The sequence below is a fragment of the Pseudomonas sp. FH1 genome, assembly GCF_000510895.2.
Classification (GTDB): Bacteria; Pseudomonadota; Gammaproteobacteria; order Pseudomonadales; family Pseudomonadaceae; genus Aquipseudomonas; species Aquipseudomonas azotoformans_A.
The window spans coordinates 11,930-38,185 of the sequence record NZ_AOHM01000025.1 but is presented as its reverse complement, the minus strand read 5'-3'; the positions used below and the strand labels follow the sequence as shown (position 1 = coordinate 38,185).

Genomic DNA, 26,256 nt, shown 5'->3' with positions numbered 1-26,256 from the left:
GGCGCACAAAGACGCCGGACCCCACAATAACGACCTGCCGAGGGATCCACCATGAACCGACTGATCAGCCGCTGTGTGCTTGCACTCAGCGCCAGCGCCATCTTGAGCACGAACGTACTGGCTGCCGACGCGGCATCTTGCCAGAACGTGCGCATGGGCGTGGTGAACTGGACCGACGTAATCGCCACCAGCGCCATGACCCAAGTGTTGCTCGACGGCCTCGGCTACAAGACCAAACAGACCAGCGCCTCCCAGCAAATCATCTTCGCCGGCATCCGCGACCAGCGCCTGGATTTGTTCCTGGGCTACTGGAACCCGCTGATGACCCAGACCATCACGCCGTTCGTCGACGCCAAGCAAGTCAAGGTCCTCGACAAACCCAGCCTCGAAGACGCGCGCGCCACCCTCGCCGTGCCGACTTACCTGGCGGACAAGGGCCTGAAAACCTTCGCTGACATCGCCAAGTTCGAAAAAGAGCTGGGCGGCAAGATCTACGGCATCGAGCCAGGCTCGGGCGCCAACACCCAGATCAAGGCGATGATCGCCAAGAACCAGTTCGGCCTGGGCAAGTTCCAGCTGGTGGAATCCAGTGAAGCCGGCATGCTCGCCGCCGTCGACCGCGCGGTGCGCCGCAAGGAAGCCGTGGTGTTCTTCGGCTGGGCGCCGCACCCGATGAACGTCAACGTCGCCATGACCTACCTCACCGGCAGCGACGACGCCCTCGGCCCGAACGAAGGCATGGCCACCGTGTGGAGCGTCACCGCGCCGAACTACGCCGAGCAATGCCCGAACGTGCACAAGCTGCTGACCAACCTGACCTTCACCGCCGCCGACGAGAGCCGGATGATGCAGCCGTTGCTGGATCACAAGGACGCCATCGAGTCCGCCAAGCAGTGGCTCAAGGATCACCCGCAAGACCAGGCGCGCTGGCTGGAAGGGGTGACCACCTTCGACGGCAAGCCGGCCGCGACCAACCTGCAATTGACCAGCCAATAACCTTTTCTGAACCACCGTTTCGCAGCTCATCCGGGCTGCGAACGGCACCCCCACGCCTGTAAGGAACCGCCAAATGAACCACGACGTCATCATCACCTGCGCACTCACCGGTGCTGGCGACACGACCAGCCGCAGCCCCCACGTGCCGGTCACCCCCAAACAAATCGCCGCCGCCGCCGTGGAAGCGGCCAAGGCCGGCGCCACCGTTGTGCACTGCCATGTGCGTGATCCTGAAACCGGCAAGTTCAGCCGCGACGTCGCCCTGTACCGCGAAGTGATGGAGCGCATCCGCGAGGCCGACATCGACATTATCGTCAACCTCACCGCCGGCATGGGCGGCGACCTGGAGATCGGCGGCGGCGAGAATCCAATGGAGTTCGGCCCCAACACCGACCTGGTCGGCCCGTTGACCCGCCTGGCTCACGTCGAGGAGCTGCTGCCGGAAATCTGCACCCTGGACTGCGGCACCCTGAACTTTGGCGATGGCGACACCATTTACGTCTCCACCCCGGCGCAACTGCGGGCCGGCGCCAAACGCATCCAGGAACTGGGCGTTAAGCCTGAGCTGGAAATCTTCGACACCGGTCACCTGTGGTTCGCCAAGCAGATGATCAAGGAAGGCCTGCTCGACAACCCACTGTTCCAACTGTGCCTGGGCATCCCATGGGGCGCGCCGGCGGACACCACCACCATGAAAGCCATGGTCGACAACCTGCCCGCCGACGCGGTGTGGGCAGGCTTTGGCATCGGCCGCATGCAAATGCCGATGGCGGCGCAAGCGGTGCTGCTGGGCGGCAACGTGCGGGTCGGCCTGGAAGACAACCTGTGGCTGGACAAAGGCGTGCTCGCCACCAACGGCCAGTTGGTGGAGCGCGCCAGTGAAATCCTCAGCCGCCTGGGTGCACGGGTCATGACCCCGGCGGAAGGCCGAATCAAGATGGGTTTGACCAAGCGCGGTTGATCGCAGCCACCACTTTTTTAGGAATTTGCCATGAGCTTTATCACCGAAATCAAAACCTTCGCCGCCCTCGGCAGCGGTGTCATCGGCAGCGGCTGGGTGTCCCGCGCCCTGGCCCATGGCCTGGATGTGGTCGCCTGGGACCCGGCGCCCGGTGCCGAAGCCGCACTGCGCAAACGCGTCGCCAACGCCTGGGGCGCCTTGGAAAAACAAGGCCTGGCGCCGGGCGCGTCCCAGGATCGCCTGCGCTTTGTCGCCACCATTGAAGAGTGCGTGAAAGACGCCGATTTCATCCAGGAAAGCGCCCCGGAACGCCTGGAACTGAAACTCGACCTGCACAGCAAGATCAGCGCTGCGGCCAAGCCGAATGCGTTGATAGGGTCGAGCACGTCCGGCCTGTTGCCGAGCGAGTTCTACGAAGGTTCGACCCACCCTGAGCGCTGCGTGGTCGGCCACCCGTTCAACCCGGTTTACCTGCTGCCGCTGGTGGAAGTGGTCGGTGGCAAGAACACCGCACCAGAGGCAATCCAGGCCGCGATCAAGGTGTACGAATCCCTCGGCATGCGCCCCCTGCACGTGCGCAAGGAAGTCCCCGGCTTTATCGCCGACCGTCTGCTTGAAGCGCTGTGGCGTGAGGCCCTGCATCTGGTCAATGACGGCGTGGCCACCACCGGCGAAATCGACGACGCGATCCGCTTTGGCGCGGGCTTGCGCTGGTCGTTCATGGGCACCTTCCTGACCTACACCCTGGCAGGTGGCGACGCCGGCATGCGTCATTTCATGGCGCAGTTCGGCCCGGCGCTGCAATTGCCGTGGACCTACCTGCCGGCGCCGGAGCTGACCGACAAGCTGATCGACGATGTAGTCGACGGCACCAGCGATCAGCTGGGCAAACACAGCATTTCGGCGCTGGAGCGCTATCGTGATGATTGCCTGCTGGCGGTGCTGGAAGCGGTGAAAACCACCAAGGCCAAGCACGGCATGACCTTCGCCGAATAACGGAACCCCTGACATGCCCGCACTCACCACCTACAGCACCCAGGTCCACCCCGACTGGGTGGACTACAACGGCCACCTGCGCGACGCGTTCTACCTGCTGATCTTCAGCTACGCCACCGACGCGCTGATGGACACCCTGGGCCTGGACAGTGAAAACCGCGAAGCCAGCGGCCATTCGCTGTTCACCCTGGAGCTGCACCTCAACTATCTGCACGAAGTGAAACTCGGTGCCGACGTGGAGGTGCATACCCAACTGATTGCCTTTGATGCCAAGCGCCTGCACCTCTATCACAGCCTGCACTTGGTCGGGGATGAGAAGGAACTGGCGGGCAACGAGCAGATGCTGCTGCACGTTGATCTGGCGGGCCCGAATTCGGCGCCGTTCACCGAGGCCACGCTGGAAAAACTCACGGCGATCAGTGCGGAACAGGCCGACCTGCCGCGCCCTGCCCTGCTTGGCCGAGTGATTGGACTTCCCCCCAAGAAGCAATAAGGAGCCACCATGCAAACCGCCGCCGCTGTCGCCGATTTCCTTACCTACCCGAAGATCTGCGACATCGCGGACGTGCGGGTGCTGGACGATCAAATCCTCGTGCATTGGGCCGATGGGCGGGTCAGCCCGTTTCATCATCAATGGCTGCGGGACAACTGCCCCTGTGCAGAATGCGTGTACAGCGTGACCCGCGAACAAGTGCTGGAGATTGTCGACGTGGACGCCAATCTCAGGGCTGCCTCGGCCCGTCTTGATCAAGGCAATCTGTGGGTGGAATGGAGCGGCGGCCACCGCAGCCAGTACGATCCCGGCTGGTTGCGGGCTCATGCCTACGACGATGAATCCCGTGCCGAACGCCGTGCGGCGAAGCCCCAACCCCAGTTGTGGGACAGTCGCTTCCAACTGCCGGTGTTCAACTACTCGACGGTCATGGAAGACCCGAACACGCTGCTGCAATGGTTGCTGGCGCTGCGCGATTCAGGCCTGACGCAAATCCGAGGCGTTCCTACCGAGCCCGGCTCCCTGGCGCTGATCGCCAAGCGCATATCCTTCATCCGCGAGAGCAACTTCGGCGTGCTGTTCAATGTGCAATCCAAGGCCGATGCCGACAGCAATGCCTACACCGCTTTCAACCTGCCCTTGCACACCGATCTGCCCACGCGGGAGCTGCAACCGGGCCTGCAATTCCTGCATTGCCTGGTGAACGATGCCAGCGGTGGCGAGAGTATTTTTGTCGACGGGTTTGCCATCGCCAACGCTTTGCGCACGGAAGAGCCCGAAGCGTTCCGGGCACTGTGTGAGATCCCGGTGGAGTTTCGCAACAAGGACCGGCACAGCGACTATCGCCGCCTGGCGCCGATCATTGCACTGGATGCGCTGGGGGATGTGGCGGAGATTCGCATGGCCAACTTTTTGCGTGGGCCGTTCGAGGCCAGCGTTGCGCAGATGCCGTTGCTGTATCGCGCGTATCGACGTTTTATCGCCATGACGCGGGAGGATCGTTTTCGTGTGGTCAAGCGCCTGAATCCGGGGGAGCTGTGGTGCTTCGACAACCGCCGTACCTTGCATGCGCGTAATGCTTTTGACCCGGCTTCCGGGGCGCGGCACTTCCAGGGTTGCTACATCGATCGGGATGAGTTGCTCTCGCGAATTTTGGTATTGCAGCGTTAAAAAAAGCCCCGATCCAGCCGTGACTGGATCGGGGCAGAGTGCCTTGTGTGAGCGTGACATCCTGAGGGTGACCAAACCTTCAAGCTGAGTGCCTGAGTTCAGTGTGCCCATTAATGCGTTCGGTAAACGGCCCGAAAACGACATGCTCATAGCCATCTGAGGCATTCGTGCAATCTGCCCTTGCCGACCGCTTGGGCGGCTACCAGAATCGAGGTCAAACCCCGTTCCCTTCACCAGGATAAACGTCATGATGCACGCGGATTTGATTGACCAGGATGACCTGCTGGGCCAACTGCGCTCACTGGGTTTTGAAGTGTCCAGCGGCGCCACCGCCGAGCAGGCCTGCGAGTGTGCGGTGCGTGGGTTGAGCGAGGCGCGGGCCAAGGCGCTCAAAGGGATGGTTGAACAGATGTACACCGGCAGCGCGACGATCCTGCCGGCGGTGCGGCAGGCAATCGACAAGCAGCTATTGCCGGCGTTGGTGCAGTTCAAACAGAACTCCGGCGCCTGAATAGATCACTGTGGCGAGCGGGCTTGCCACAACCATAACCACAACCACAACCACAACCACAACCACAACAAGCCTGCTCCCACAGGGTCTAGAGCCTTACGCTGGCAAACGTCGATTCGTTACGCGCCTGACTCAACGCCGACATCGGCCCCGACAACGGTGACAACACCAGCGCCTGCGGAATCGGCATCATCGCCACTTGTTGGGTGGTGTTGGAGCCCACACGCTCATCCCGTGGCGGAATGCCGAAGTATTCGCGGTAGCACTTGGAGAAGTGCGGCGTGGAGACAAACCCGCACACCGACGCCACTTCGATGATCGACATCGGCGTTTGCTTGAGCAACTGCCGTGCGCGGATCAGGCGCAGCTTGAGGTAGTAGCGCGACGGCGAACAGTGCAGGTATTTCTGGAACAGACGCTCCAGTTGGCGGCGGGACACGGCGACGTACACCGCCAGTTCGTCCAGGTCGATCGGTTCTTCCAGGTTGGCCTCCATCAGCGCGACGATTTCCTGCAGCTTCGGCTGGTTGGTGCCGAGCATGTGCTTGAGCGGCACACGCTGGTGATCCTGTTCGTTGCGGATGCGTTCGTACACGAACATCTCGGAGATGGCGGCCGACAGTTCACGGCCGTGGTCGCGGCTGATCAGGTGCAGCATCATGTCCAGTGGCGCGGTGCCGCCGGAGCTAGTGAAGCGGTTGCGGTCGAGGGTGAACAGGCGTGTGCTCATGGCCACGCGGGGGAAGGCTTCCTGCATCGAGGCCAGGCATTCCCAGTGCACGCTGCAATCAAACCCATCGAGCAAACCGGCGCAGGCCAGTGCCCAACTGCCGGTGCACACTGCGCCCAAGCGGCGCGATTGGCGCGCCTGGCTTTGCAGCCACGACACATGTTCACGGGTAACGGTGCGCTGGATACCCACGCCGCCGCACACGATCACGGTGTCCAGGGCTGGGGCTTTGTGCATGGAAGCATCGGGGGTGATTTGCAGACCGTCGCTGGCCCACACCTGGTTTCCGTCGACACTCAAGGTCGTCCAGCGATACAACTCGCGACCGGAGAGCTGGTTGGCCATGCGCAGGGGTTCGACTGCGGAGGCCAGGGAAATCAGCGTGAAATTGTCCAGCAGCAAAAAGCCGATGGATTGAGGCGCACGGTTCTGGGGTTGGGCCCCGGAGTTGAACGACGTCATCGCGGTATCTCCTCACACAAAGCGGGTGATGGCCTCAGGCGAGGCTCTTGTTATTGCGCTCTTCATCCAGCCAGGAGAGAGGCTTTGAATTGATAGAGCAAATGCCATGCCTAAAATTGAATGGCCGTCCAATAACTCCTAAAAACGACCTGATGACGCGTCTAGATAAGCCCGCGCCGCGAGTACGGATATAGCCGGAATCGGCTGTAGGAACGAGTCTGCCCACGAGGCGTGAGCAGATCGGTAGCACTTGTGGGAAGGCGCTTTGCGGGTGTGGGAGAAGTCTGTCACCCCAAGCACGGGTGACCGGTGGTCAGGCGGGAAATCGTTCGGTAGCTACTTATCTGTTTGCGACGCGCTAAAAGGTGGCGCGTTTGGATCCGGGTGTTCACTTAATGAGCAGGAGTGCCACTCAACACTCCACAGCACTCACGGCCAACCCACCCCGCGATGTCTCTTTGTATTTGTCATGCATATCCGCCCCGGTATCGCGCATGGTGCGGATCACCCGGTCCAGGGAGATAAAGTGCTGGCCATCGCCACGCAGCGCCATTTGCGCAGCGTTGATCGCCTTCACCGCCGCAATCGCATTGCGCTCGATGCACGGCACTTGTACTAGCCCACCCACCGGGTCGCAGGTAAGGCCCAGGTTATGTTCCAGGCCGATCTCGGCGGCGTTGCACAGCTGCTCCGGCGTAGCACCGAGGATCTCGGCCAAGCCGGCGGCGGCCATGGCGCACGCCGAACCCACTTCGCCCTGGCAACCGACTTCGGCACCGGAGATCGAGGCGTTCTTCTTGCACAGGATCCCCACCGCCGCCGCACCCAGCAGGTAGTCGACGACGTTGGCTTCAGTCACTTCCTCGCTGAACTTCATGAAGTAGTGCAACACCGCCGGAATAATCCCCGCCGCGCCGTTGGTAGGCGCGGTGACCATACGTCCACCCGCGGCGTTTTCTTCATTGACCGCCAGCGCGAACAGATTGACCCATTCCATGGCGCTCAAGGTCGAGCCGATCACATTGGGCTTGTTCAATTCCTGCAGGCTGCGGTGCAACTTGGCCGCACGCCGGCGCACGTTCAAACCGCCAGGCAGGATGCCTTCGTGCTTGAGGCCTTGCTCCACGCAATCCTGCATGGCGCGCCAGAGCTTCATCAGGCCACTGCGGATTTCTTCTTCGGAGCGCCAGACCTTTTCATTGGCCAGCATCAACTCGGCCACGCGCAGGTTGTGGGTCTTGCACAGCTGCAACAGCTCGACCGCGCTGGAAAAATCGTAAGGCAACTCGGTGCGGTCCATATCGGCCACGCCGCTTTGCGCCTGGGCTTCATCCACTACGAAACCGCCACCCACTGAATAGTAGGTGTCGCGGTGCAGTTCAGCGCTGTCGCCGTACACCACCAGCGTCATGGCGTTGGGGTGGAACGGCAGGTTTTCGTCGAGCAGGCGCATGTCCCGCGCCCAGACGAAGGGCACCGGCAAACGCCCGTCCAGCAGCAAGGTGTCGGTCTCGCGCAGGGTGTGAATGCGCAGGCCGATTTGCGATGGATCGATCGCGTCCGGCCACTCGCCCATCAGCCCCATGATGGTCGCGGTGTCGCTGCCGTGGCCAATGCCGGTGGCGGACAAGGAGCCGTAAAGCTGAACTTCGACGCGCCGCACTTGTTCCAACAGTTCACGTTCACGCAAGCCTTGAACGAACAACGCCGCGGCGCGCATGGGGCCGACGGTGTGAGAACTCGAAGGCCCGATGCCGATCTTGAACAGGTCGAAAACACTGATAGCCATTGCCGTGGAACTCCGCAGGTGAGCAAACCGGGCACCAAGGAGCTGCTACGCTCAAATCGCCCAGATGGCGGCATCATCAAGCTTTTGCTGACCGCCACGGCGTCTCACACCGACGTAACCATGCTCACCAGCGTCGCTTGCGTACGATCACCTGTTTTGGCCGTTTTTAGCGGTGCAGATGGACGAAAACTGCAGTTTCGCCTCTGGAAAAATCTGTAAGCGACGTCACCGACACTGGATACGACCATCCCTGTACTGGATACGACGCCCCCTGTAGGCGTCAGATTTTCACTGGTACATGATCAGTCTCGACTCGTTTGCAAGGCACCGTGCCAGAGCTGTTGTCGCACGCACCAACCGCAACACTTATAAAGCGCGGCGAATGCCGCCAGAAAAAACACAGGAGTCTACCCAGATGAAAGGTTCACCCTCGTTGTTGTTGGCCGCCATGCTGAGTCTGCCAGTCATGGCGCACGCCGCAGAACCGGCACAATGTCAGACCGTCAACTTCTCCGATGTCGGCTGGACCGACATCACCGTCACCACCGCGACCACAAGCGAGATCCTCAAGGGCCTGGGCTACAAGCCGCGCACCACGATGATTTCGGTACCCGTGACCTACAAGTCCCTGGCCGACGGCAAGAACATGGACATCTTCCTCGGCAACTGGATGCCGACCATGGAAAACGACATCAAGCAGTACCGTGATGCCGGCACCGTGGAAACCGTGCGCGCCAACCTGGAGAACGCCAAGTACACCCTGGCTGTCCCGGAAGCGCTGTACAACAAAGGCCTGAAGGACTTCGCCGACATCGCCAAATTCAAGGATGAGCTGGGCGGCAAGATCTACGGCATCGAGCCAGGCAACGACGGCAACCGCACCATCCAGACGCTGATCGACAAAGACGCCTTCGGCCTGAAAACCGCCGGTTTCAAAGTCGTCGAATCCAGCGAAGCCGGCATGCTCTCCCAGGTCGAACGCGCCTCCAAGCGTGACCAGGCCATCGTGTTCCTCGGCTGGGAACCGCACCCGATGAACACCCGCTTCAAGATGAAGTACCTGACCGGCGGTGACGACTCGTTCGGCCCCAACTACGGCCAGGCCACCATCTACACCAACACCCGCAAGGGTTATACCCAGGAATGCAGCAACGTCGGCCAGTTGCTGAAAAACCTGGTGTTCACCCTGGATATGGAAAGCACCCTGATGGGTAAAGTCCTGGACGACAAACAAAAGCCTGACGCCGCCGCCAAGGCCTGGCTGAAAGCCAACCCGCAAGTCCTCGACACCTGGCTCGCCGGTGTCACCACCGTAGATGGCAAACCAGGACTCGACGCCGTTAAAGCCTACCTCGCCAAGTAATGTTGTCCCCGGGGCGGTGCGCTGCCCCGGGATGTTTTCCCTCTTCGCATGTGGACATTCACTACCATGCTGACTGAACAGAAAATCCCACTAGGCCAGTACATCGCTGCCTTCGTCGAATGGTTGACCCAACACGGCGCCAACTACTTCGACGCAATCGCATCGACACTGGAAACGATGATCCACGGCGTGACGTTCGCGCTGACCTGGTTCAATCCGCTGGCATTGATCGGTCTGATTGCGCTGCTGGCTCACTTTATCCAACGTAAATGGGGACTGACTGTCTTTGTCATCGCCTCCTTCCTGCTGATCCTCAACCTGGGGTATTGGCAGGAAACCATGGAGACCCTGGCGCAAGTGCTGTTCGCCACCCTGGTCTGCGTGGTCATCGGTGTGCCGCTGGGCATTGTTGCCGCGCACAAACCGTTGTTCTACACCATGATGCGGCCGGTGCTCGATCTGATGCAGACCGTACCGACCTTCGTCTACCTCATCCCTACCCTGACCCTCTTCGGGCTGGGTGTGGTGCCTGGTTTGATCTCTACGGTGGTGTTCGCGATTGCCGCGCCGATCCGCCTGACCTACCTGGGTATCCGTGATGTACCGCAAGAGTTGATGGACGCCGGCAAGGCCTTTGGCTGCTCGCGCCGTCAGTTGCTCTCGCGCATTGAACTGCCCCACGCCATGCCGAGCATTGCCGCCGGCATTACCCAATGCATCATGCTGTCGTTGTCGATGGTAGTGATCGCGGCCCTGGTGGGCGCCGACGGCCTCGGCAAACCGGTGGTCAACGCGCTGAACACCGCCGATATCGCCTTGGGCTTTGAAGCCGGTCTCGCGATCGTGCTGCTGGCCATCATGCTCGACCGCATCTGCAAACAACCCGACGCTAAAGTAGGGGGTGATGCATGAGCATTATCCGATTCGACAATGTCGACGTGATCTTTTCCAAAGACCCACGCGAGGCGCTCAAGCTGCTGGACCAAGGCATGAGCCGTAATGAAATCCTGAAAAAGACCGGGCAGATTGTCGGCGTAGAAAAGGCCAGCCTGGATGTCCAGAAAGGCGAGATCTGTGTGCTGATGGGCCTGTCGGGCTCCGGCAAATCCAGTCTGTTGCGCTGCATCAACGGCCTCAACACCGTCAGCCGTGGCCAGTTGTTCGTGGAGCATGAAGGTCGCCAGATCGACATCGCCTCCTGCACACCCGCCGAGCTGAAAATGATGCGCACCAAACGCATCGCCATGGTGTTCCAGAAGTTCGCCCTGATGCCTTGGCTAACGGTGCGCGAAAACATCAGCTTCGGCCTGGAAATGCAGGGCCGTCCGGAGAAAGACCGACGCAAGCTGGTGGATGAAAAGCTCGAACTGGTAGGCCTGACCCAATGGCGCAACAAGAAGCCGGACGAACTCTCCGGCGGCATGCAGCAGCGGGTCGGCCTGGCCCGCGCGTTGGCGATGGACGCCGACATCCTGCTGATGGACGAACCCTTCTCCGCCCTCGACCCGCTGATCCGCCAAGGCCTGCAGGATGAGTTGCTGGAACTGCAACGCAAGCTGAGCAAGACCATCGTCTTCGTGAGCCACGACCTCGACGAGGCGCTCAAACTGGGCAGCCGCATCGCAATCATGAAAGACGGCAAGATCATCCAGTACAGCGTGCCGGAAGAGATCGTGCTGAACCCGGCGGACGACTATGTGCGCACCTTCGTCGCGCATACCAACCCGCTGAACGTACTGTGCGGCCGCAGCCTGATGCGCACCCTGGACAACTGCAAGCGTGTGAACGGTTCAGTGTGCCTGGACCCAGGCGGCGACTCATGGCTGGACCTGGCCGAAGGCAACACCATCAAAGGTGCCCGCCAGAATGGCGCGGTGATGAACCTGCAGAACTGGGCGCCAGGCCAAGCGGTGGAAGGCCTGGGCCGGTTGCCTACGCTGGTGGATTCGAATATCGGCATGCGCGACGCGTTGCAGATTCGTTATCACACCGGGAACAAGCTGGTGTTGCATGACAACAACCAGGTGGTGGGGATTCTCGGAGACAGCGAGTTGTACCACGCCCTGCTGGGCAAGAACCTGGGGTAATCCCCCAGGTACAAAAACGCCGCGAGGATCGCGGCGTTTTGTTTTACAGATGGATGATCAACCTTCAGCTATAGACACGGCCAAGGAGCTGCCGATGGCTTTCAAACTGATCGAGCACGTCCCGGGTGATCTGTTCCTGGGCGAAGCCCATCAGGTCGTACTCCTGAGGTCCGTTGTGCAGGTAGACCTCAGCGCGGTAGTAACGCGTGCGCTCTTCCTCGGGCAGGTCGCTCGGTGCCGACGAGTAAGCATCCAGGCTCACTTCGTAGACAAACGGGTTGCCCTCTTCCATCTCGATGCGCACACCGATGCAGCGCTTGGATTTACCCAGCAGCGTCTGCACTTCCAGCCCCTGTTCACGCAAGGCCGTCGCCGCTTCTTCCAACGCCGGCGTGACGTGCTTGTCCATGAAGCGTTGCACGGTGCCTTGGCTCGGTTGCAGGTCCAGCGCGGTCAAACGCTCGCTGAAACCACGGCGGCCACGCTCGGCCAGTTGCGCCTGCTCCTGTTCGATAGCCACGTCCTGGCGCATCGCCTTGTGCAAGCCGAACATGAAGAAGATCAACACCACCGAGAACGGCAGCCCCGCCAGCACCACCATGGTCTGCATGGCTTCGAAGTTGCCGGCGAACAACAGGCCGATGGTCACCAGGGTGATCACCGCCGACCAGAAGATCCGCAGCCAGTGCGGCGCATCTTCATCCACATTGCCGCCTTTGCACGACAGGTTGGCCATCATCACCGCGCCGGAATCCGCCGGGGTCAGGAACAGCACGAAGCCCACGAAGATCGACACGCCGATGACGACTTTCGACGCCGGGTAATGCTCAAGCAACTGGTAGATCGCCATGGACGGCTGTTCCAGTGCGGTCTTGCCCAACTCCACCGCACCGTGGTTCAGCACCAGGTCCAAGGCCGAGTTACCGAAGATCGACAACCACGCCAGGGTGAAACCCAGCGGGATCAGCAGCACGCCGGCCACCAGTTCACGCACCGTACGACCACGGGAAATACGCGCGATGAACATGCCCACGAATGGCGCCCAGGAAATCCACCAGGCCCAGTAGAACAGGGTCCACAGGCCCATCCAGCGCTCGGTTTTGTCGGCGTCGCCTTCGTACACATAGAGGTCGAAGGTTTTCAGCACCAGACCGTTCATGTAGTCGCCGATGTTCTGCACAAAGCCGTTGAGCAAGTGCAAGGTCGGGCCAAACAACAGCACGAAGATCAGCAGGCCGCTGAACAACACGATGTTGAGGTTGGACAGGCGGCGAATGCCGTTCTCCACGCCCGACACGGCGGCGATGGTCGCCACGGTGCTCATCACGATGATCACGATCAGCAGGTTGGTGTTGCTGTGCTCCATGCCGAACAGGTTTTCCAACCCGGACGACACCTGCATCGAACCAATCCCCAGGTTCGTCACCAGGCCCAACAGGGTCACGAACATGCCGAAACCGTCCACTGCGTGGCCGGCCGCGCCTTTCACCCAACGCTCGCCCACCAGCGGGTACAGCGCCGAACGCAAGGCCAGCGGCTGGTTATGACGGTACGCGAAGTACGCCACGGCCAGGCCGACCAGGGCGTAGATCGCCCAGCCGTGCAGGCCCCAGTGCAGGAAGGTCAATTGCAGCGCCTGGCGTGCGGCGCCATTGCTGGCGGCAGCGCCTTCGGGCGGGTTGAAGTAGTGGTCCAGCGGCTCGGAAGCACCGAAGTACAGCAGCGAAATGCCGATGCCCGACGAGAACAACATGCCGGCCCAGGCGCCGTAGCTGAAGTCCGGGGTGTCGTCCTTGCTGCCCAGTTTCAATTTGCCATAGGAAGAAAACGCCAGGCCGACCACGAACACCAGGTAGGCGGCGATGACCACCATGTAGTACCAGCCGAAGCTTTTCGACAGCCACGCCTGGGCGACACCGAGCATGCGCCCGGCCTCCTGCGGGGCGATGATCAGGATGGCAGTCAACAACAGAATCAACGCGGTGGAGGTGTAGAACACCCAACCGTTGACCCGCACCTTTTCCGGTGGGGTCTTTATAAGAGAGGCAGAACTCATGGCGCAGATGCTCCGGGCAGTGCGAGAGAGAAACACAAGGCAACGGTTATCCCGGGACATCGATTTTTCGGCAGTCGACGGACGGGTGTTATAAAGACACCCCTTAAATCCCTGCACCCCATGAGCGCAGTGCCCAGGGACGTTTCAGGGGTTTAACCAGGTGCCAGATGTCGCGCCTACATGTAGGAAACACCTGTAGGACGCGACCATTTGTCGCAGATCTTATTCTTTGTTGATTGAACGCTCAATCAAAACAAAATAGACTGGCCCTCAAGCCGACGGACGTTGATCGCCCATCGGCAGGCCTAAGGAGAGGTGCTACATGCCCAAGGTCGGTATGCAACCCATACGCCGCCAGCAGTTGATCGAAGCCACGCTGACGGCCATCGATCAGGTCGGAATGGGAGATGCCAGCATTGCGCTGATCGCCCGTTTGGCCGGCGTTTCGAACGGCATCATCAGTCACTACTTTCAGGACAAGAACGGCCTGATCGCCGCGACGATGCGGTACTTGATGAATGCGCTGATCGAGAACGTCCACGAACGCAGGCTCGCACTGAAGGACGACAGCCCACGGGCACACCTTCAAGTGATCATCGAGGGCAACTTCGATGCCAGCCAGGTCAACGGCCCGGCAATGAAAACCTGGCTGGCCTTCTGGGCCACCAGCATGCATCACCCGTCATTGCACAGGTTGCAGCGGATCAACGATCAACGTCTGTATTCCAACCTGTGCTGCCAGTTCCGCCGAGTGCTGCCGCTGCCGCACGCACGCAAAGCAGCCCGAGGCCTGGCGGCCCTGATCGACGGTTTATGGTTGCGCGGCGCCCTGTCGGGAGACGCTTTCGACACGGCGCAGGCGCAACGGATCGCTTACGAATACATGGATTTCCAATTGGCCAAGCAGGTGAGTTAGAGCACACATAACCGCTCAACCCCTGAACTGCTGTCGCTCAGTGTTGCCACACCCTTATGGCTCACTGTTCGGCGGTTAACGCCAACCACTTATGCACTTGCGAGGACTTTATGGCCCGTTTCGACCTGCAAAAACTCTACATTGACGGCGGCTACAGCGACGCTGGCAGCGATGCCACCTTCGAAGCCATCAACCCGGCTAACGGTGAAGTTCTCGCCCAAGTGCAACGCGCGACTAAAGAAGACGTTGAACGTGCCGTGGTCAGCGCCGAAAAAGGCCAGAAAATCTGGGCCGCCATGACCGCCATGGAGCGTTCGCGCATCCTGCGTCGTGCCGTCGACATCCTGCGCGAGCGCAACGACGAGCTGGCCGCCCTGGAAACCCTGGACACCGGTAAATCCTTCTCCGAAACCAAGTACGTCGACATCGTTACCGGCGCTGACGTGCTGGAATACTACGCAGGCCTGGTGCCGGCCATCGAAGGCGAGCAGATCCCACTGCGCGACACTTCGTTCGTCTACACCCGCCGCGAGCCGCTGGGCGTGGTCGCCGGTATCGGCGCGTGGAACTACCCGATCCAGATCGCCCTGTGGAAATCCGCACCGGCCCTGGCTGCCGGTAACGCGATGATCTTCAAGCCGAGCGAAGTCACCTCGCTGACCACCCTGAAACTGGCCGAGATCTACACCGAAGCCGGCGTTCCGGCGGGCGTGTTCAACGTACTGACCGGTAGCGGCCGTGAAGTCGGCACCTGGCTGACCGAGCACCCGCGCATCGAGAAAGTCTCGTTCACCGGCGGCACCGATACCGGCAAGAAAGTCATGGCCAGCGCTTCCAGCTCGTCGCTCAAAGACGTGACCATGGAACTGGGCGGCAAGTCCCCGCTGATCATCTTCGACGACGCCGACCTCGACCGCGCCGCCGACACCGCGATGATGGCCAACTTCTACAGCTCCGGCCAGGTCTGCACCAACGGCACTCGTGTATTCGTACCCAAGCACCTGCAAGCGGCGTTCGAAGCCAAGATCGTTGAGCGTGTCGCGCGCATTCGCGTTGGCAACCCGGAAGACGAAAACACCAACTTCGGTCCGCTGGTCAGCTTTGCCCACATGGAAAGCGTGCTGGGCTACATCGCCAAGGGCAAAGAGCAAGGCGCCCGCCTGCTGTGCGGCGGCGACCGCCTGACCGACGGCGACTTCGCCAAAGGCGCCTTCGTGGCCCCGACCGTGTTCACCGACTGCACCGACGACATGGTCATCGTGCGTGAAGAAATCTTCGGCCCAGTGATGAGCATCCTCACCTACGAAACCGAAGAAGAAGTGATCCGCCGCGCCAACGACACCGACTTCGGCCTGGCCGCAGGCCTGGTGACCAAGGACCTGAACCGCGCCCACCGCGTGATTCATCAGCTGGAAGCGGGTATCTGCTGGATCAACGCCTGGGGCGAATCCGACGCGAAGATGCCGGTCGGTGGCTACAAGCAATCCGGTGTGGGCCGTGAGAACGGCATCAGCTCGCTGAACAACTTCACCCGCATCAAATCGGTACAGGTTGAGCTGGGCGACTACGCCTCGGTGTTCTAAGACCCGAGCCTTGTATTGCCTGTGAGTGCCCTATCGCAGGCAAGCCAGCTCCCACAGTTGGAATGCGTTCCCCTGTGGGAGCCGGGCTTGCCCGCGATGAGGCCCGACCTGACTATCTCAAAAGAGGGTGCATCCAATGTCCCAAGAATACGATTACATCATTGTGGGTGCCGGCTCCGCCGGTAACACCCTGGCGACCCGTCTGACCGAAGACGAAGGCGTCACCGTCCTGCTGCTGGAAGCCGGTGGTCCCGACTACCGTTTCGACTTCCGCACGCAAATGCCAGCCGCCCTGGCCTTCCCACTGCAAGGCCGCCGCTACAACTGGGCCTACGAGACCGATCCAGAGCCACACATGGACGGCCGTCGCATGGAATGCGGTCGCGGTAAGGGCCTGGGTGGTTCTTCGCTGATCAACGGCATGTGCTACATCCGTGGCAACGCCATGGACTACGACAACTGGGCGAAATTGCCAGGCCTGGAAAACTGGACCTACCTGGACTGCCTGCCGTATTTCCGCAAGGCCGAAACCCGCGACATCGGCCCGAACGACTGGCACGGTGGCGATGGCCCGGTCAGCGTGACCACGCCAAAAGCCGGCAACAACCCGCTGTTCCACGCCATGGTTGAAGCCGGCGTACAGGCCGGTTACCCGCGCACCGTCGACCTGAACGGCTACCAGCAGGAAGGCTTCGGCCCGATGGACCGTACCGTCACGCCTAAAGGCCGTCGCGCCAGCACCGCGCGTGGTTACCTGGACACTGCCAAAAAGCGTTCGACCCTGACCATCGTCACCCACGCCCTTACCGACAAAGTCTTGTTCGAAGGCAAGCGTGCCGTGGGCGTGCGTTACCTGATCGGCGCCGCTGAAGAGCGCGTTGAAGCCCGCGCCCGTAAAGAAGTGCTGGTGTGCAGCGGCGCAATCGCTTCGCCGCAACTGCTGCAACGCTCCGGCGTCGGCCCGGCCAAACTGCTGGAAAGCCTCGACATCCCAGTGGTCCACGACCTGCCCGGCGTCGGCGAAAACCTGCAGGACCACCTTGAGCTGTACCTGCAATACGCGTGCACTCAGCCGGTCTCGCTGTACCCGTCGCTGCTCTGGTACAACCAGCCGGCCATTGGTGCCGAATGGCTGTTCAACGGCACCGGTATCGGCGCCAGCAACCAGTTCGAAGCGGGCGGTTTCATCCGTACCCGTGAAGAATTCGAGTGGCCGAACATCCAATACCACTTCCTGCCGGTGGCAATTAACTACAACGGCAGCAACGGTGTGAAAGAGCACGGTTTCCAGGCGCACATGGGTTCCATGCGTTCGCCGAGCCGTGGTCGCATCCAGCTGAAGTCGAAGAACCCACGGGACTACCCGAGCATCCTCTTCAACTACATGGCCACCGAACAGGACTGGCAGGAATTTCGCGATGGCATCCGCCTGACCCGTGAAATCATGCAACAGCCTGCTCTAGACCAGTACCGTGGCCGCGAGATCAGCCCCGGCATTGACGTGCAAACCGATGAGCAGCTCGACACGTTCATCCGTGAGCACGCCGAGACTGCGTTCCACCCGTCCTGCTCGTGCAAGATGGGCACCGACGAGATGGCCGTAGTGGACGGCGAAGGCCGCGTGCATGGCATGCAGGGTCTGCGCGTTGTGGATGCGTCGATCATGCCGATCATCACCACCGGCAACCTGAACGCGCCGACGATCATGATCGCCGAGAAAATCGCCGACAAGATCCGTGGCCGCCAGCCACTGCCGCGCAGCACCGCCGACTACTACGTGGCGGGCGATGCGCCGGTGCGTGGCAAGCCGATGCGTGAAGTGGGTCCGACTGCGCAGTAACTGATACACCCTTGTGGCGAGCGGGCTTGCCCCGCGTTGGAGTGCGTAGCGCTCCCAAGGTTTTTGGGGCCGCTGCGCAGCCCAACGCGGGGCAAGCCCGCTCGCCACAATAGTTCACCTGCCACAAATGGTTGCCTTTCCTTGATCAGCTCCCAGCCCAGGCCTACTCTGTTTGCCTGCCCGCGACGAGCCGCCCACAAGGAAGGCCCCATGTTCGACCACCACGCCACACTCAAAAAACACTTCAGTGCCCTGCGCACCACCGCCGAATTCTTCTCCCTGCGCTACGTACGCGAATCCGGCCAATATCTGGCCGTACGCAAGAACGTCGCCGAACCACCGCACCTGAACCACGACGAAGGCGCCATGCTCACCGTGCGTCTCAACGGTGTGGAAGCCTACGCGGCAACCAACGACATTTCCCTGCCTGGCCTGCAAGCCGCCCTTGAGCGGGCCGAACAGCAAGCCCGGTTGATCAAGCCCCACGCCCTGCTCGACCTGCGCGACCAGCATGTCTCCAGTGATGTGGCCGACTATTTATCCCCTGAACTCAACCAAGCCTTCCCGTCCTTGAGCGACTGCTACCAGCTGCTGGGCGACGAATCCGCCGCTGTGCCGAAGGACGAGCGCCTGGTGAGCTGGGAAGTCAGCCTCGGCCTGACCCACGTCGAGCAGATCTACCTCAACAACGCTGGCGCCGAACTGCGCCAGGCCCAGCGCTTCGTGTTCCCCGGCGTCAACGTGACCGCCTACGACGGCAACGATAGCCAGAGCCGTACCCTGGGTGGCAGCAACTTCGGCCAGCAAGGCGGCTTTGATGTGATCAGCCGCTTCGGCCTGGTCGGTGCCGCGCCACGCATTGCCGACGAAGCCCTGCAACTGCTGCTCGCGCCGAACACCCCCAACGGCCCACGCGACCTGCTGCTGATGCCCGACCAGATGATCCTGCAGATTCACGAATCCATCGGCCACCCGCTGGAGCTGGATCGCATTCTGGGTGACGAGCGCAATTACGCTGGCACCAGTTTTGTGAAGGCCAGCGACTTCGGCCATCTGCACTATGGCTCCCAGTTGCTCAACGTAACGTTCGACCCGGATATCCCCGAGCAACTCGCCAGCTACAGCCATGACGATGACGGCACGCCCGCCAGCAAGCAGTTCCTGATCCGCGAAGGGCTGCTGCTCAAACCGCTGGGCGGTGCGCTGTCGCAGTTCCGTTCGGGTATGAGCGGCGTAGCCAACAGCCGGGCCAGCAGTTGGAACCGCGCGCCCATCGACCGCATGGCCAACCTGAACATCGAAGCGGGCGACAAGAGCCTGGCGCAACTGATCGGCGGTATCGAAAACGGTGTGCTGATGTCGACCAACCGTTCATGGTCCATCGACGATGCGCGCAACAAATTCCAGTTCGGCTGCGAATGGGGCCAATTGATCGAGAACGGCGAGCTGAAAGGCGTGGTGAAGAACCCCAACTACCGCGCCATTTCTGCCAACTTCTGGCGCAACCTCAGCGCGGTCGGTGACGCCAGCACCTTCAAGGTGTTGGGCACGCCGAACTGCGGCAAAGGCGAACCCAACCAAGTGATCCGCGTCGGCCATGCGTCGCCGGCCTGCGTATTCAGTGATGTCGACGTATTTGGGGGAGACGCCTGATGAACAACTTCAAGGCATTGGTGGAATGGCTCAAGCACACCATCACCGACAACGAACAGTTCCACCTGGGCTATGCGGATGAAGCGTCCGAATTCGTGCGCTTCAACCACGCCAAGGTGCGCCAGGCCGGCCAGGTGCAACAGGCCAGCCTCAACCTGAAACTGATCAACGACGGCCGCCACGCCGACCTCGGCATCACCCTGGCCGGCGAGCCCGAACTGGACCGCCAACGCTTGGCCGACGGCCTACAACAGTTGCGTGAAACCCTGCCGCTGCTGCCCCAGGATCCGTACCTGCTGCTGAACCACAATGCCTGGCAAAGCAGCAACGAACAAACCCGCCCGCTGCCGGAACTGGCCCAGGTACTGGAAGACATCAGCCAGGCCGCCCACGGCGTCGACCTGGTCGGTTTCTATGCGGCCGGCCCCATCAGCCGGGGCTTTGCCAGTTCGTCGGGCGCCTTCGGCTGGCACCAGGCCAATAGCTTCAACTTCGATTTCAGCCTGTTTCACGCCAATGGCGAAGCGGTGAAAGCCAGCTACGCCGGGCACACCTGGGACAGCGCCGAGTTTGCCGCGCGCTTCCAGCAGGCCCGCGAACAGCTGGAGTTCCTCGGCCGGCCACTGCACACACTGGCGCCTGGGCAATACCGCGCCTACCTCGCCCCGGCGGCGATTGAAGAGATCATCAGCATCATCACTTGGGGTGGTTTTTCAGCCCAGGCCATCGCCAGCAAGGGCAGTTCGCTGCAAAAGCTGTACGCCGGCGAACAGTCCCTGAGCCCGCTGGTGACGCTGACGGAACAGATCAGCGGTTCCCTGAGCCAGGCGTTTTCCACCGAAGGTTACCCGCGCGGCGACGTCACGCTGATCAAGGCGGGAAACGCCGAGGGCCAATTGATCAATTCGCGCAGCGCCGCCGAATACGGCTTGAGCACCAATGGCGCAAGCAGCGATGAATCGCCCAGCGCCTTGCAGATGGCCGGCGGCAGCCTGGCCCAGGCCGATATCCTCAAGCAGTTGGGCACCGGGTTGTACATCAGCAACCTGTGGTACCTGAACTATTCCGACCTGCCGGCGGCACGTCTGACCGGCATGACGCGCTTCGCCACCTTCTGGGTGGAAGACGGCGAGATCAAGGCGCCGGTCAGCACCATGCGCTTTGATGACAGTGTCTACAGCCTGCTCGGTTCGCAGCTCGAAGCCCTGACCTCTGATCGGGAGTTGCTGCTTTCTGCCAGCACTTACAGTCAGCGCAATACCGCCTCAAATCTGCTGCCAGGAGCGTTGGTAAAACGCCTGACACTTACTCTGTAAGCGTCTTACGCCTGTAGGCAGAGGCATTCCTACAGGCGTTTCTCCTCCACCGTAGGACACCTTCCTTTCCTCCAGAATCCTCGTTATAAGGGTTAATGGCATCCCGCCACCCCCACCCACGAGAGCACGACCTTGCCCGGGAAGGGCAAGCTGGAGCGTTGACATGAACCATGGAAGTTTTGTCATTGAGAAGCTGTTCAAGCACTACAACGTTCATGTTGAGCAGCTAGGAAACGATTCTGGAAAGAAGACCGTCTTGATGGTCAATGGCGCGCTGTCCACCACGCGCTCCTTCGCCCGCACCAGCAAATGCCTGGCGGAGCATTTCAATGTGGTGCTGTTCGATCTGCCGTTCTCCGGCTACTCCCGCGAACACAACACTGAGCTGGACCTGGTGACCAAGGACGACGAAGTGCAGATGCTGCGCGCGCTGGTCGAGCGCTTTCAGGTCAACCACCTGGTATCGGCCTCCTGGGGCGGCATCTCGACGTTGCTGACCCTGGCGCACAACCCACCCTCCATCGAAAGCTCAGTGGTGATGGCCCTGGCACCCAACCTCAACCAAGCCATGCTCGATTATGTGGAACGCGTACGTGTATTGATCGAGGCCGATGACAAGTCCGCCGTCGGCCACTTGCTCAATGAAACCGTCGGCCAATATTTGTCGCCCCGGCTCAAACGCAACAACCACCGTCACCTGTCGACCATGGCCACCACCGAATACCGCCAGGCGCGGTTTCATATCCACCAAGTGCTGGCCTTGGGTGACGGCAACTATCTGCCGGCACTCAAGCAGATTGAAACGCCGGTGCACTTTCTCAACGGTGCTCTCGACGAATACACCCCCGCCGCCGAGGCCCAGTTGTTCAAGCAATACGTGGGGCGCAGCAGTTTCGCTGTGGCCGAACATACTGGCCACTTGCTCGACCTTGAATCCAACGAAGCCGCGGTGGCGGTGCACCGTGAACTGCTGGATTTCCTGGTGGGAAAAGGCGCGACGAATGGCGCATAATCGCCAACACATAGCCTGCTAACCAAAAGGGTTTCCATGCCGAACCGCGTCCCGCTCGATGCCAAGACCGCCCGCTGGCTCCCCTGGGTGGTCGCGATTGCCTTCTTCATGCAGTCGCTGGACGGGACGATCCTCAACACGGCATTACCGGCGATGGCCCGGGACCTCGCGGAAAACCCGCTGCGTATGCAAGGGGTGGTGATCGCCTACATGCTCACCGTCGCCTTGCTGATCCCGGCGTCGGGCTGGATCGCCGACCGCTTCGGCACTAAGAAAATCTTCTTTGGCGCAATCATGCTGTTCAGCATTGGCTCGCTGCTGTGCGCCCTGTCCAGCAGCTTGACCATGCTGGTGGGCGCACGGGTGATCCAAGGCCTGGGCGGTGCATTGATGCTGCCCGTCGGACGACTGGTGGTGCTGCGCGCCTACCCGCGCTCCGAACTGGTGCGCATCATGGGTTTCATCACCATCCCCGGTTTACTCGGCCCGTTGCTCGGCCCGACCATGGGTGGCTGGATGGTGCAATACCTGACCTGGCACTGGATCTTCCTGATCAACCTGCCGGTGGGCATGATTGGCTGCTACGCCGTGTGGAAATTCATCCCCGACCTGCGCGGCAGCGAGCGCACGCGCTTCGATGGGATCGGCTTCTTGCTGTTTGGCGCCGCGATGGTGCTGATCACTATCGCCATGGAAGGCCTGGGCGAACTGCACTTGCCGCACTTGAGGGTGATGTTGCTGCTGTTCGGCGGGCTCGCGTGCCTGGCGGCGTATTGGTTGCGGGCCGGGCACATCGATAATCCACTGTTTTCACCGGTGCTGTTCAAGACCCGCACCTTTGCCGTGGGCATCCTCGGCAACTTGTTCGCGCGGTTGGGCAGCGGCGCCCTGCCGTTCCTGGTGCCGTTGCTGTTACAGGTGGCGCTGGGGTACTCACCGTCGGAAGCCGGCATGAGCATGTTGCCCCTGGCGGCGGCGGCGATGTTTGCCAAGTCCGTGGCACGCCCGCTGATCGAACGCCTGGGCTACCGCATCGTGCTGACCGGCAACACCCTGGCCCTGGGCATCATGCTGGCGAGCATGGGACTGGTCACGGAACACACGCCCTACCCGCTGCTGCTGGGAATGCTGGCGGTGCTGGGGGCGATCAACTCGCTGCAATTTACCGCGATGAACACCGTCACCCTGATCGATCTCGATGACGCCCAGGCCAGCAGCGGCAACAGTCTGCTGTCGGTGGTGGCGCAATTGTCGTTGAGCCTCGGGGTCGCCTGCGCCGGCGCGCTGCTCGGCGGGTTTACCGCCGAAACCGGCAACGACGGCGTCAGCACGGTCCTCGGCGCATTCCAGCTGACCTTCCTCACGGTGGGCATCATGGCGATGCTGGCGGCCGCGATCTTCCTGCAACTGTCGCCAAAAGACGGCAAGCGTGCCGCCAGCCCCGAGCAGCATATCGAGCATTAACAGGCTTCTCGTCTAGAACTTGCGGGGAAATTCCCACAGGGCTGGTACACTGCGCGACATTTTGTTTTGCAGAGCCAGTCCCGTGACTACCATCGCCACCGCTTTTAATACTTTGCCCCTGTCCGCCGCCATGCTGGCTAACCTCGACTCGCTGGGTTATGTCGAGATGACGCAGATCCAGGCGCAAAGCTTGCCGGTGATCCTCAAGGGGCTGGACCTGATTGCCCAGGCCAAGACCGGCAGCGGCAAGACCGCCGCCTTCGGCATCGGTCTGTTGAACCCGATCAACCCGCGCTACTTCGGCTGCCAGGCCCTGGTGATGTGCCCGACCCGTGAGCTGGCCGACCAGGTCGCCAAGGAAATCCGCCGCCTGGCCCGTGCCGAAGACAACATCAAGGTGCTGACCCTGTGCGGCGGCGTGTCCCTCGGCCCGCAGATCGCCTCCCTGGAACACGGCGCCCACGTCATCGTCGGCACGCCGGGCCGTATCCAGCAGCACCTGCGCAAAGGTTCGCTGGTCCTCGACGGCCTGAACACGCTGATCCTCGATGAAGCTGACCGCATGCTCGACATGGGCTTCTACGACGCCATCGAAGACATCATCAGCAAGACCCCACCGCGCCGCCAGACCCTGCTGTTCTCGGCCACCTACCCGGTGAGCATCAAGCAGTTGGCCTCCAAGTTCATGCGCGCGCCGCAGCAAGTGAAGGCCGAAGCCTTCCACTCCGATGACCAGATCGAGCAGCGTTTCTACGAGATCTCGCCGGAAGAGCGCATGGACGCAGTGACCAAGGTATTGGCGCACTTTCGCCCAGCGTCTTGCGTAGCGTTCTGCTTTACCAAGCAGCAAGTGCAGGAAACCGTGGATCACCTGACGGCCAAGGGCATTTCCGCCGTCGGCCTGCACGGCGACCTGGAACAGCGCGACCGTGACCAGGTGCTGGCCATGTTCGCCAACCGCAGCACCTCAGTGCTGGTTGCCACCGACGTGGCTGCCCGTGGTCTGGACATCGACTCGCTGGACATGGTGATCAACGTCGAACTGGCCCGCGACTCAGAAATCCACATCCACCGCGTCGGCCGTACCGGTCGTGCCGGTGAGACCGGCATTGCCATCAGCCTGGTGGCGCCGTCCGAAGCGCACCGCGCCCAGGCCATCGAGCAACTGCAGAAGTCGCCGCTGAACTGGGACCAACTGGACAACCTCAAGCCGCAAAGCGGTGGCCCGTTGCTGCCACAGATGAGCACCCTGTGTATCGCTGCCGGCCGCAAGGACAAGGTTCGCCCAGGCGATATCCTTGGTGCGCTGACCGGTGAAGCCGGGATTCCGGGCGCCCAGGTCGGCAAGATCGCAATCTTTGACTTCCAGGCCTTCGTGGCCGTGGAACGTGGGATCGCCAAGCAGGCGTTGCAGCGTTTGAACGACGGCAAGATCAAAGGCCGTTCGTTGCGCGTGCGGATCCTGTAAAGCTCTCTCGTTCAATGGAGATCTAATGTAGGAGCGGGCTGTTGTGGCGAGGGAGCTTGCTCCCGCTGGGCTGCGCAGCGGCCCCACGATTTTGGGAGCGCTTCGCACTCCAGCGCGAGCAAGCTCGCTCGCCACAAAAAGCCCGCACCTACATTTAAACGTGCTTCAAATCAGATTTTTGTGAGGACACCGTTTTGCGCTCGACCGAAGTTGTGATCATTGGCGCCGGCGCCGCAGGCTTGATGTGCGCACTGACCGCCGCCGGGCGTGGGCGCAAAGTGATGTTGATCGACCATGCGAACAAGGCCGGCAAGAAGATCCTCATGTCCGGTGGTGGCCGCTGCAATTTCACCAATATATACACCGAGCCTGCCAACTTCCTCTCGCACAATGCGCACTTCTGCAAATCCGCCCTGGCGCGTTATACCCAGTGGGATTTCATCGGGCTGGTGGCCAAGCACGGGGTGCCATATCACGAGAAGAAGCTCGGCCAGCTGTTCTGCGATAACAAGTCCAGCGACATCCTCGGCATGCTCTTAGACGAGTGCATCCAGGTCGGCGTGAGCCTGCACCTGGACACCTCGATCCAGGAAATCGCCAAGCTCGACAGCGGCTACCAGTTGCAGACCACCTTGGGTGAGCTGCGCTGCGAATCCCTGGTGATCGCCACCGGTGGCCTGTCGATTCCGACACTGGGCGCCACCGGTTTTGGTTATCAAGTGGCCAAGCAGTTCGGCCACGAACTGCTGCCGACCCGCGCCGGGCTGGTGCCGTTCACCATCACCGATCAGCTCAAAGACTTGTGCGGCGAGCTGTCTGGCACCTCGGTGGATTGCCTGGTGAGCTGCAACGGCCAGAGCTTTCGCGAGAACATCCTGTTCACTCATCGCGGCTTGAGTGGGCCGGCGATCCTGCAGATTTCTTCGTACTGGGAATCCGGCGACACGGTGGAAATCAACCTGCTGCCCGACCACGACGCCCACGAGTGGCTGCAAGCGCAACAGGCCGAACGCCCGAACAGCGAGCTGAAAACCCTGCTGGGCGAGATCTTCACCAAGAAGATGGCCAACCTGCTGGCGGACACCTGGTTTTCGTCCAAGCCGATGAAGCAGTACACCCACGCTGAAATTGCCGACATCGCGCAAAAACTCGGCAGTTGGCAATTGGTGCCGGCCGGTACCGAAGGCTATCGCACGGCCGAAGTGACCCTGGGCGGTGTGGACACGCGTGAAGTGTCGTCCAAGACCATGGAATCCCTGAAAAGCCCTGGTCTGTACTTTATCGGTGAAGTGCTGGATGTGACCGGTCACCTGGGCGGCTTCAACTTCCAATGGGCCTGGGCTTCGGGTTACGCGGCGGCGCAGTACGCCTGATCGGCGCAGTGGAATAA

At 61.3% G+C, this 26,256-nt stretch carries 22 protein-coding genes; 19 read left to right on the top strand and 3 right to left on the bottom strand.

The annotated features are described in order from the left end of the window. Window positions 1-51: 51 nt before the first annotated feature. The 6 genes from H096_RS10265 (at window position 52) to H096_RS10240 (ending at window position 5,127) form a co-directional block, all read left to right on the top strand. Window positions 52-996, top strand: a complete 945-nt coding sequence (locus tag H096_RS10265) for a choline ABC transporter substrate-binding protein (RefSeq protein WP_033898036.1) — start codon at window positions 52-54, stop codon at window positions 994-996. A gap of 73 nt (window positions 997-1,069) precedes the next feature. Continuing rightward, window positions 1,070-1,957: a 3-keto-5-aminohexanoate cleavage protein gene (locus tag H096_RS10260; protein WP_033898035.1), complete on the top strand. Its 888-nt coding sequence runs from the start codon at window positions 1,070-1,072 to the stop codon at window positions 1,955-1,957. A gap of 30 nt (window positions 1,958-1,987) precedes the next feature. Next, the gene (locus H096_RS10255; protein ID WP_033898034.1) at window positions 1,988-2,953 is read left to right on the top strand and encodes an L-carnitine dehydrogenase; all 966 of its coding nucleotides are present in this window, start codon (window positions 1,988-1,990) and stop codon (window positions 2,951-2,953) included. Between the two features lie 13 nt (window positions 2,954-2,966). Next, window positions 2,967-3,446 carry a thioesterase family protein gene (locus H096_RS10250; RefSeq protein ID WP_033898032.1) on the top strand — a complete coding sequence of 160 codons (480 nt, stop codon included), beginning with the start codon at window positions 2,967-2,969 and terminating at the stop codon, window positions 3,444-3,446. Between the two features lie 9 nt (window positions 3,447-3,455). After that, the gene (locus tag H096_RS10245) at window positions 3,456-4,616 is read left to right on the top strand and encodes a gamma-butyrobetaine dioxygenase (protein WP_033898031.1); all 1,161 of its coding nucleotides are present in this window, start codon (window positions 3,456-3,458) and stop codon (window positions 4,614-4,616) included. Between the two features lie 247 nt (window positions 4,617-4,863). Beyond that, window positions 4,864-5,127, top strand: a complete 264-nt coding sequence (locus H096_RS10240; protein WP_010207120.1) for a hypothetical protein — start codon at window positions 4,864-4,866, stop codon at window positions 5,125-5,127. An 88-nt stretch (window positions 5,128-5,215) separates the two neighbouring features. On the opposite strand, the gene H096_RS10235 is transcribed toward H096_RS10240, so the two are convergent. Continuing rightward, complete coding sequence (locus H096_RS10235) at window positions 5,216-6,319, bottom strand: GlxA family transcriptional regulator (protein ID WP_005792167.1); 1,104 nt, start codon at window positions 6,317-6,319, stop codon at window positions 5,216-5,218. A gap of 412 nt (window positions 6,320-6,731) precedes the next feature. Next, a complete protein-coding gene (locus H096_RS10230; protein WP_033898029.1) occupies window positions 6,732-8,108 on the bottom strand; it encodes an L-serine ammonia-lyase in 1,377 nt (458 codons plus the stop codon). 18 nt (window positions 8,109-8,126) lie between these two features. On the opposite strand from H096_RS10230, the gene H096_RS33860 reads away from it, so the two are divergent. From H096_RS33860 to choV, 4 genes are all read left to right on the top strand, one after another. Continuing rightward, the gene (locus H096_RS33860; RefSeq protein ID WP_133075420.1) at window positions 8,127-8,327 is read left to right on the top strand and encodes a hypothetical protein; all 201 of its coding nucleotides are present in this window, start codon (window positions 8,127-8,129) and stop codon (window positions 8,325-8,327) included. A 196-nt stretch (window positions 8,328-8,523) separates the two neighbouring features. Continuing rightward, complete coding sequence (locus H096_RS10225) at window positions 8,524-9,471, top strand: choline ABC transporter substrate-binding protein (protein ID WP_033898028.1); 948 nt, start codon at window positions 8,524-8,526, stop codon at window positions 9,469-9,471. A 66-nt stretch (window positions 9,472-9,537) separates the two neighbouring features. Continuing rightward, window positions 9,538-10,383 carry a choline ABC transporter permease subunit gene (choW, locus tag H096_RS10220; protein WP_016972877.1) on the top strand — a complete coding sequence of 282 codons (846 nt, stop codon included), beginning with the start codon at window positions 9,538-9,540 and terminating at the stop codon, window positions 10,381-10,383. Further along, window positions 10,380-11,558 carry a choline ABC transporter ATP-binding protein gene (choV, locus tag H096_RS10215; protein ID WP_033898027.1) on the top strand — a complete coding sequence of 393 codons (1,179 nt, stop codon included), beginning with the start codon at window positions 10,380-10,382 and terminating at the stop codon, window positions 11,556-11,558. Before choW ends, choV begins: the two co-directional genes overlap by 4 nt. Window positions 11,559-11,622: 64 nt before the next feature. Here the strand turns inward: choV and H096_RS10210 are convergent, their stop codons facing one another. Then, window positions 11,623-13,557, bottom strand: coding sequence for a BCCT family transporter (locus H096_RS10210; RefSeq protein ID WP_237142559.1), 1,935 nt, complete (start codon window positions 13,555-13,557; stop codon window positions 11,623-11,625). A 379-nt stretch (window positions 13,558-13,936) separates the two neighbouring features. On the opposite strand from H096_RS10210, the gene betI reads away from it, so the two are divergent. The 9 genes from betI (at window position 13,937) to H096_RS10165 (ending at window position 26,239) form a co-directional block, all read left to right on the top strand. Continuing rightward, window positions 13,937-14,530: a transcriptional regulator BetI gene (gene betI, locus H096_RS10205; RefSeq protein ID WP_033898023.1), complete on the top strand. Its 594-nt coding sequence runs from the start codon at window positions 13,937-13,939 to the stop codon at window positions 14,528-14,530. Between the two features lie 110 nt (window positions 14,531-14,640). Continuing rightward, window positions 14,641-16,113 carry a betaine-aldehyde dehydrogenase gene (gene betB, locus H096_RS10200; protein WP_016977776.1) on the top strand — a complete coding sequence of 491 codons (1,473 nt, stop codon included), beginning with the start codon at window positions 14,641-14,643 and terminating at the stop codon, window positions 16,111-16,113. A 136-nt stretch (window positions 16,114-16,249) separates the two neighbouring features. After that, the gene (betA, locus tag H096_RS10195; protein ID WP_033898022.1) at window positions 16,250-17,953 is read left to right on the top strand and encodes a choline dehydrogenase; all 1,704 of its coding nucleotides are present in this window, start codon (window positions 16,250-16,252) and stop codon (window positions 17,951-17,953) included. Between the two features lie 210 nt (window positions 17,954-18,163). After that, a complete protein-coding gene (locus tag H096_RS10190; protein WP_033898021.1) occupies window positions 18,164-19,606 on the top strand; it encodes a TldD/PmbA family protein in 1,443 nt (480 codons plus the stop codon). Then, entirely contained in the window at window positions 19,606-20,922 is a 1,317-nt protein-coding gene (locus H096_RS10185; protein ID WP_033898020.1) for a metallopeptidase TldD-related protein, read from the top strand. Before H096_RS10190 ends, H096_RS10185 begins: the two co-directional genes overlap by 1 nt. Window positions 20,923-21,085: 163 nt before the next feature. Beyond that, on the top strand, window positions 21,086-21,934 hold the full coding sequence (locus tag H096_RS10180) for an alpha/beta hydrolase (protein ID WP_033898019.1): 849 nt from the start codon (window positions 21,086-21,088) through the stop codon (window positions 21,932-21,934). Window positions 21,935-21,970: 36 nt separating this feature from the next. Continuing rightward, window positions 21,971-23,398: a multidrug transporter subunit MdtD gene (gene mdtD / locus H096_RS10175; RefSeq protein ID WP_016977771.1), complete on the top strand. Its 1,428-nt coding sequence runs from the start codon at window positions 21,971-21,973 to the stop codon at window positions 23,396-23,398. A gap of 130 nt (window positions 23,399-23,528) precedes the next feature. Then, window positions 23,529-24,866: an ATP-dependent RNA helicase DbpA gene (dbpA, locus tag H096_RS10170; RefSeq protein WP_232289440.1), complete on the top strand. Its 1,338-nt coding sequence runs from the start codon at window positions 23,529-23,531 to the stop codon at window positions 24,864-24,866. 194 nt (window positions 24,867-25,060) lie between these two features. Further along, window positions 25,061-26,239 carry an NAD(P)/FAD-dependent oxidoreductase gene (locus H096_RS10165; RefSeq protein ID WP_033898018.1) on the top strand — a complete coding sequence of 393 codons (1,179 nt, stop codon included), beginning with the start codon at window positions 25,061-25,063 and terminating at the stop codon, window positions 26,237-26,239. The last annotated feature ends 17 nt before the right edge of the window (window positions 26,240-26,256 follow it).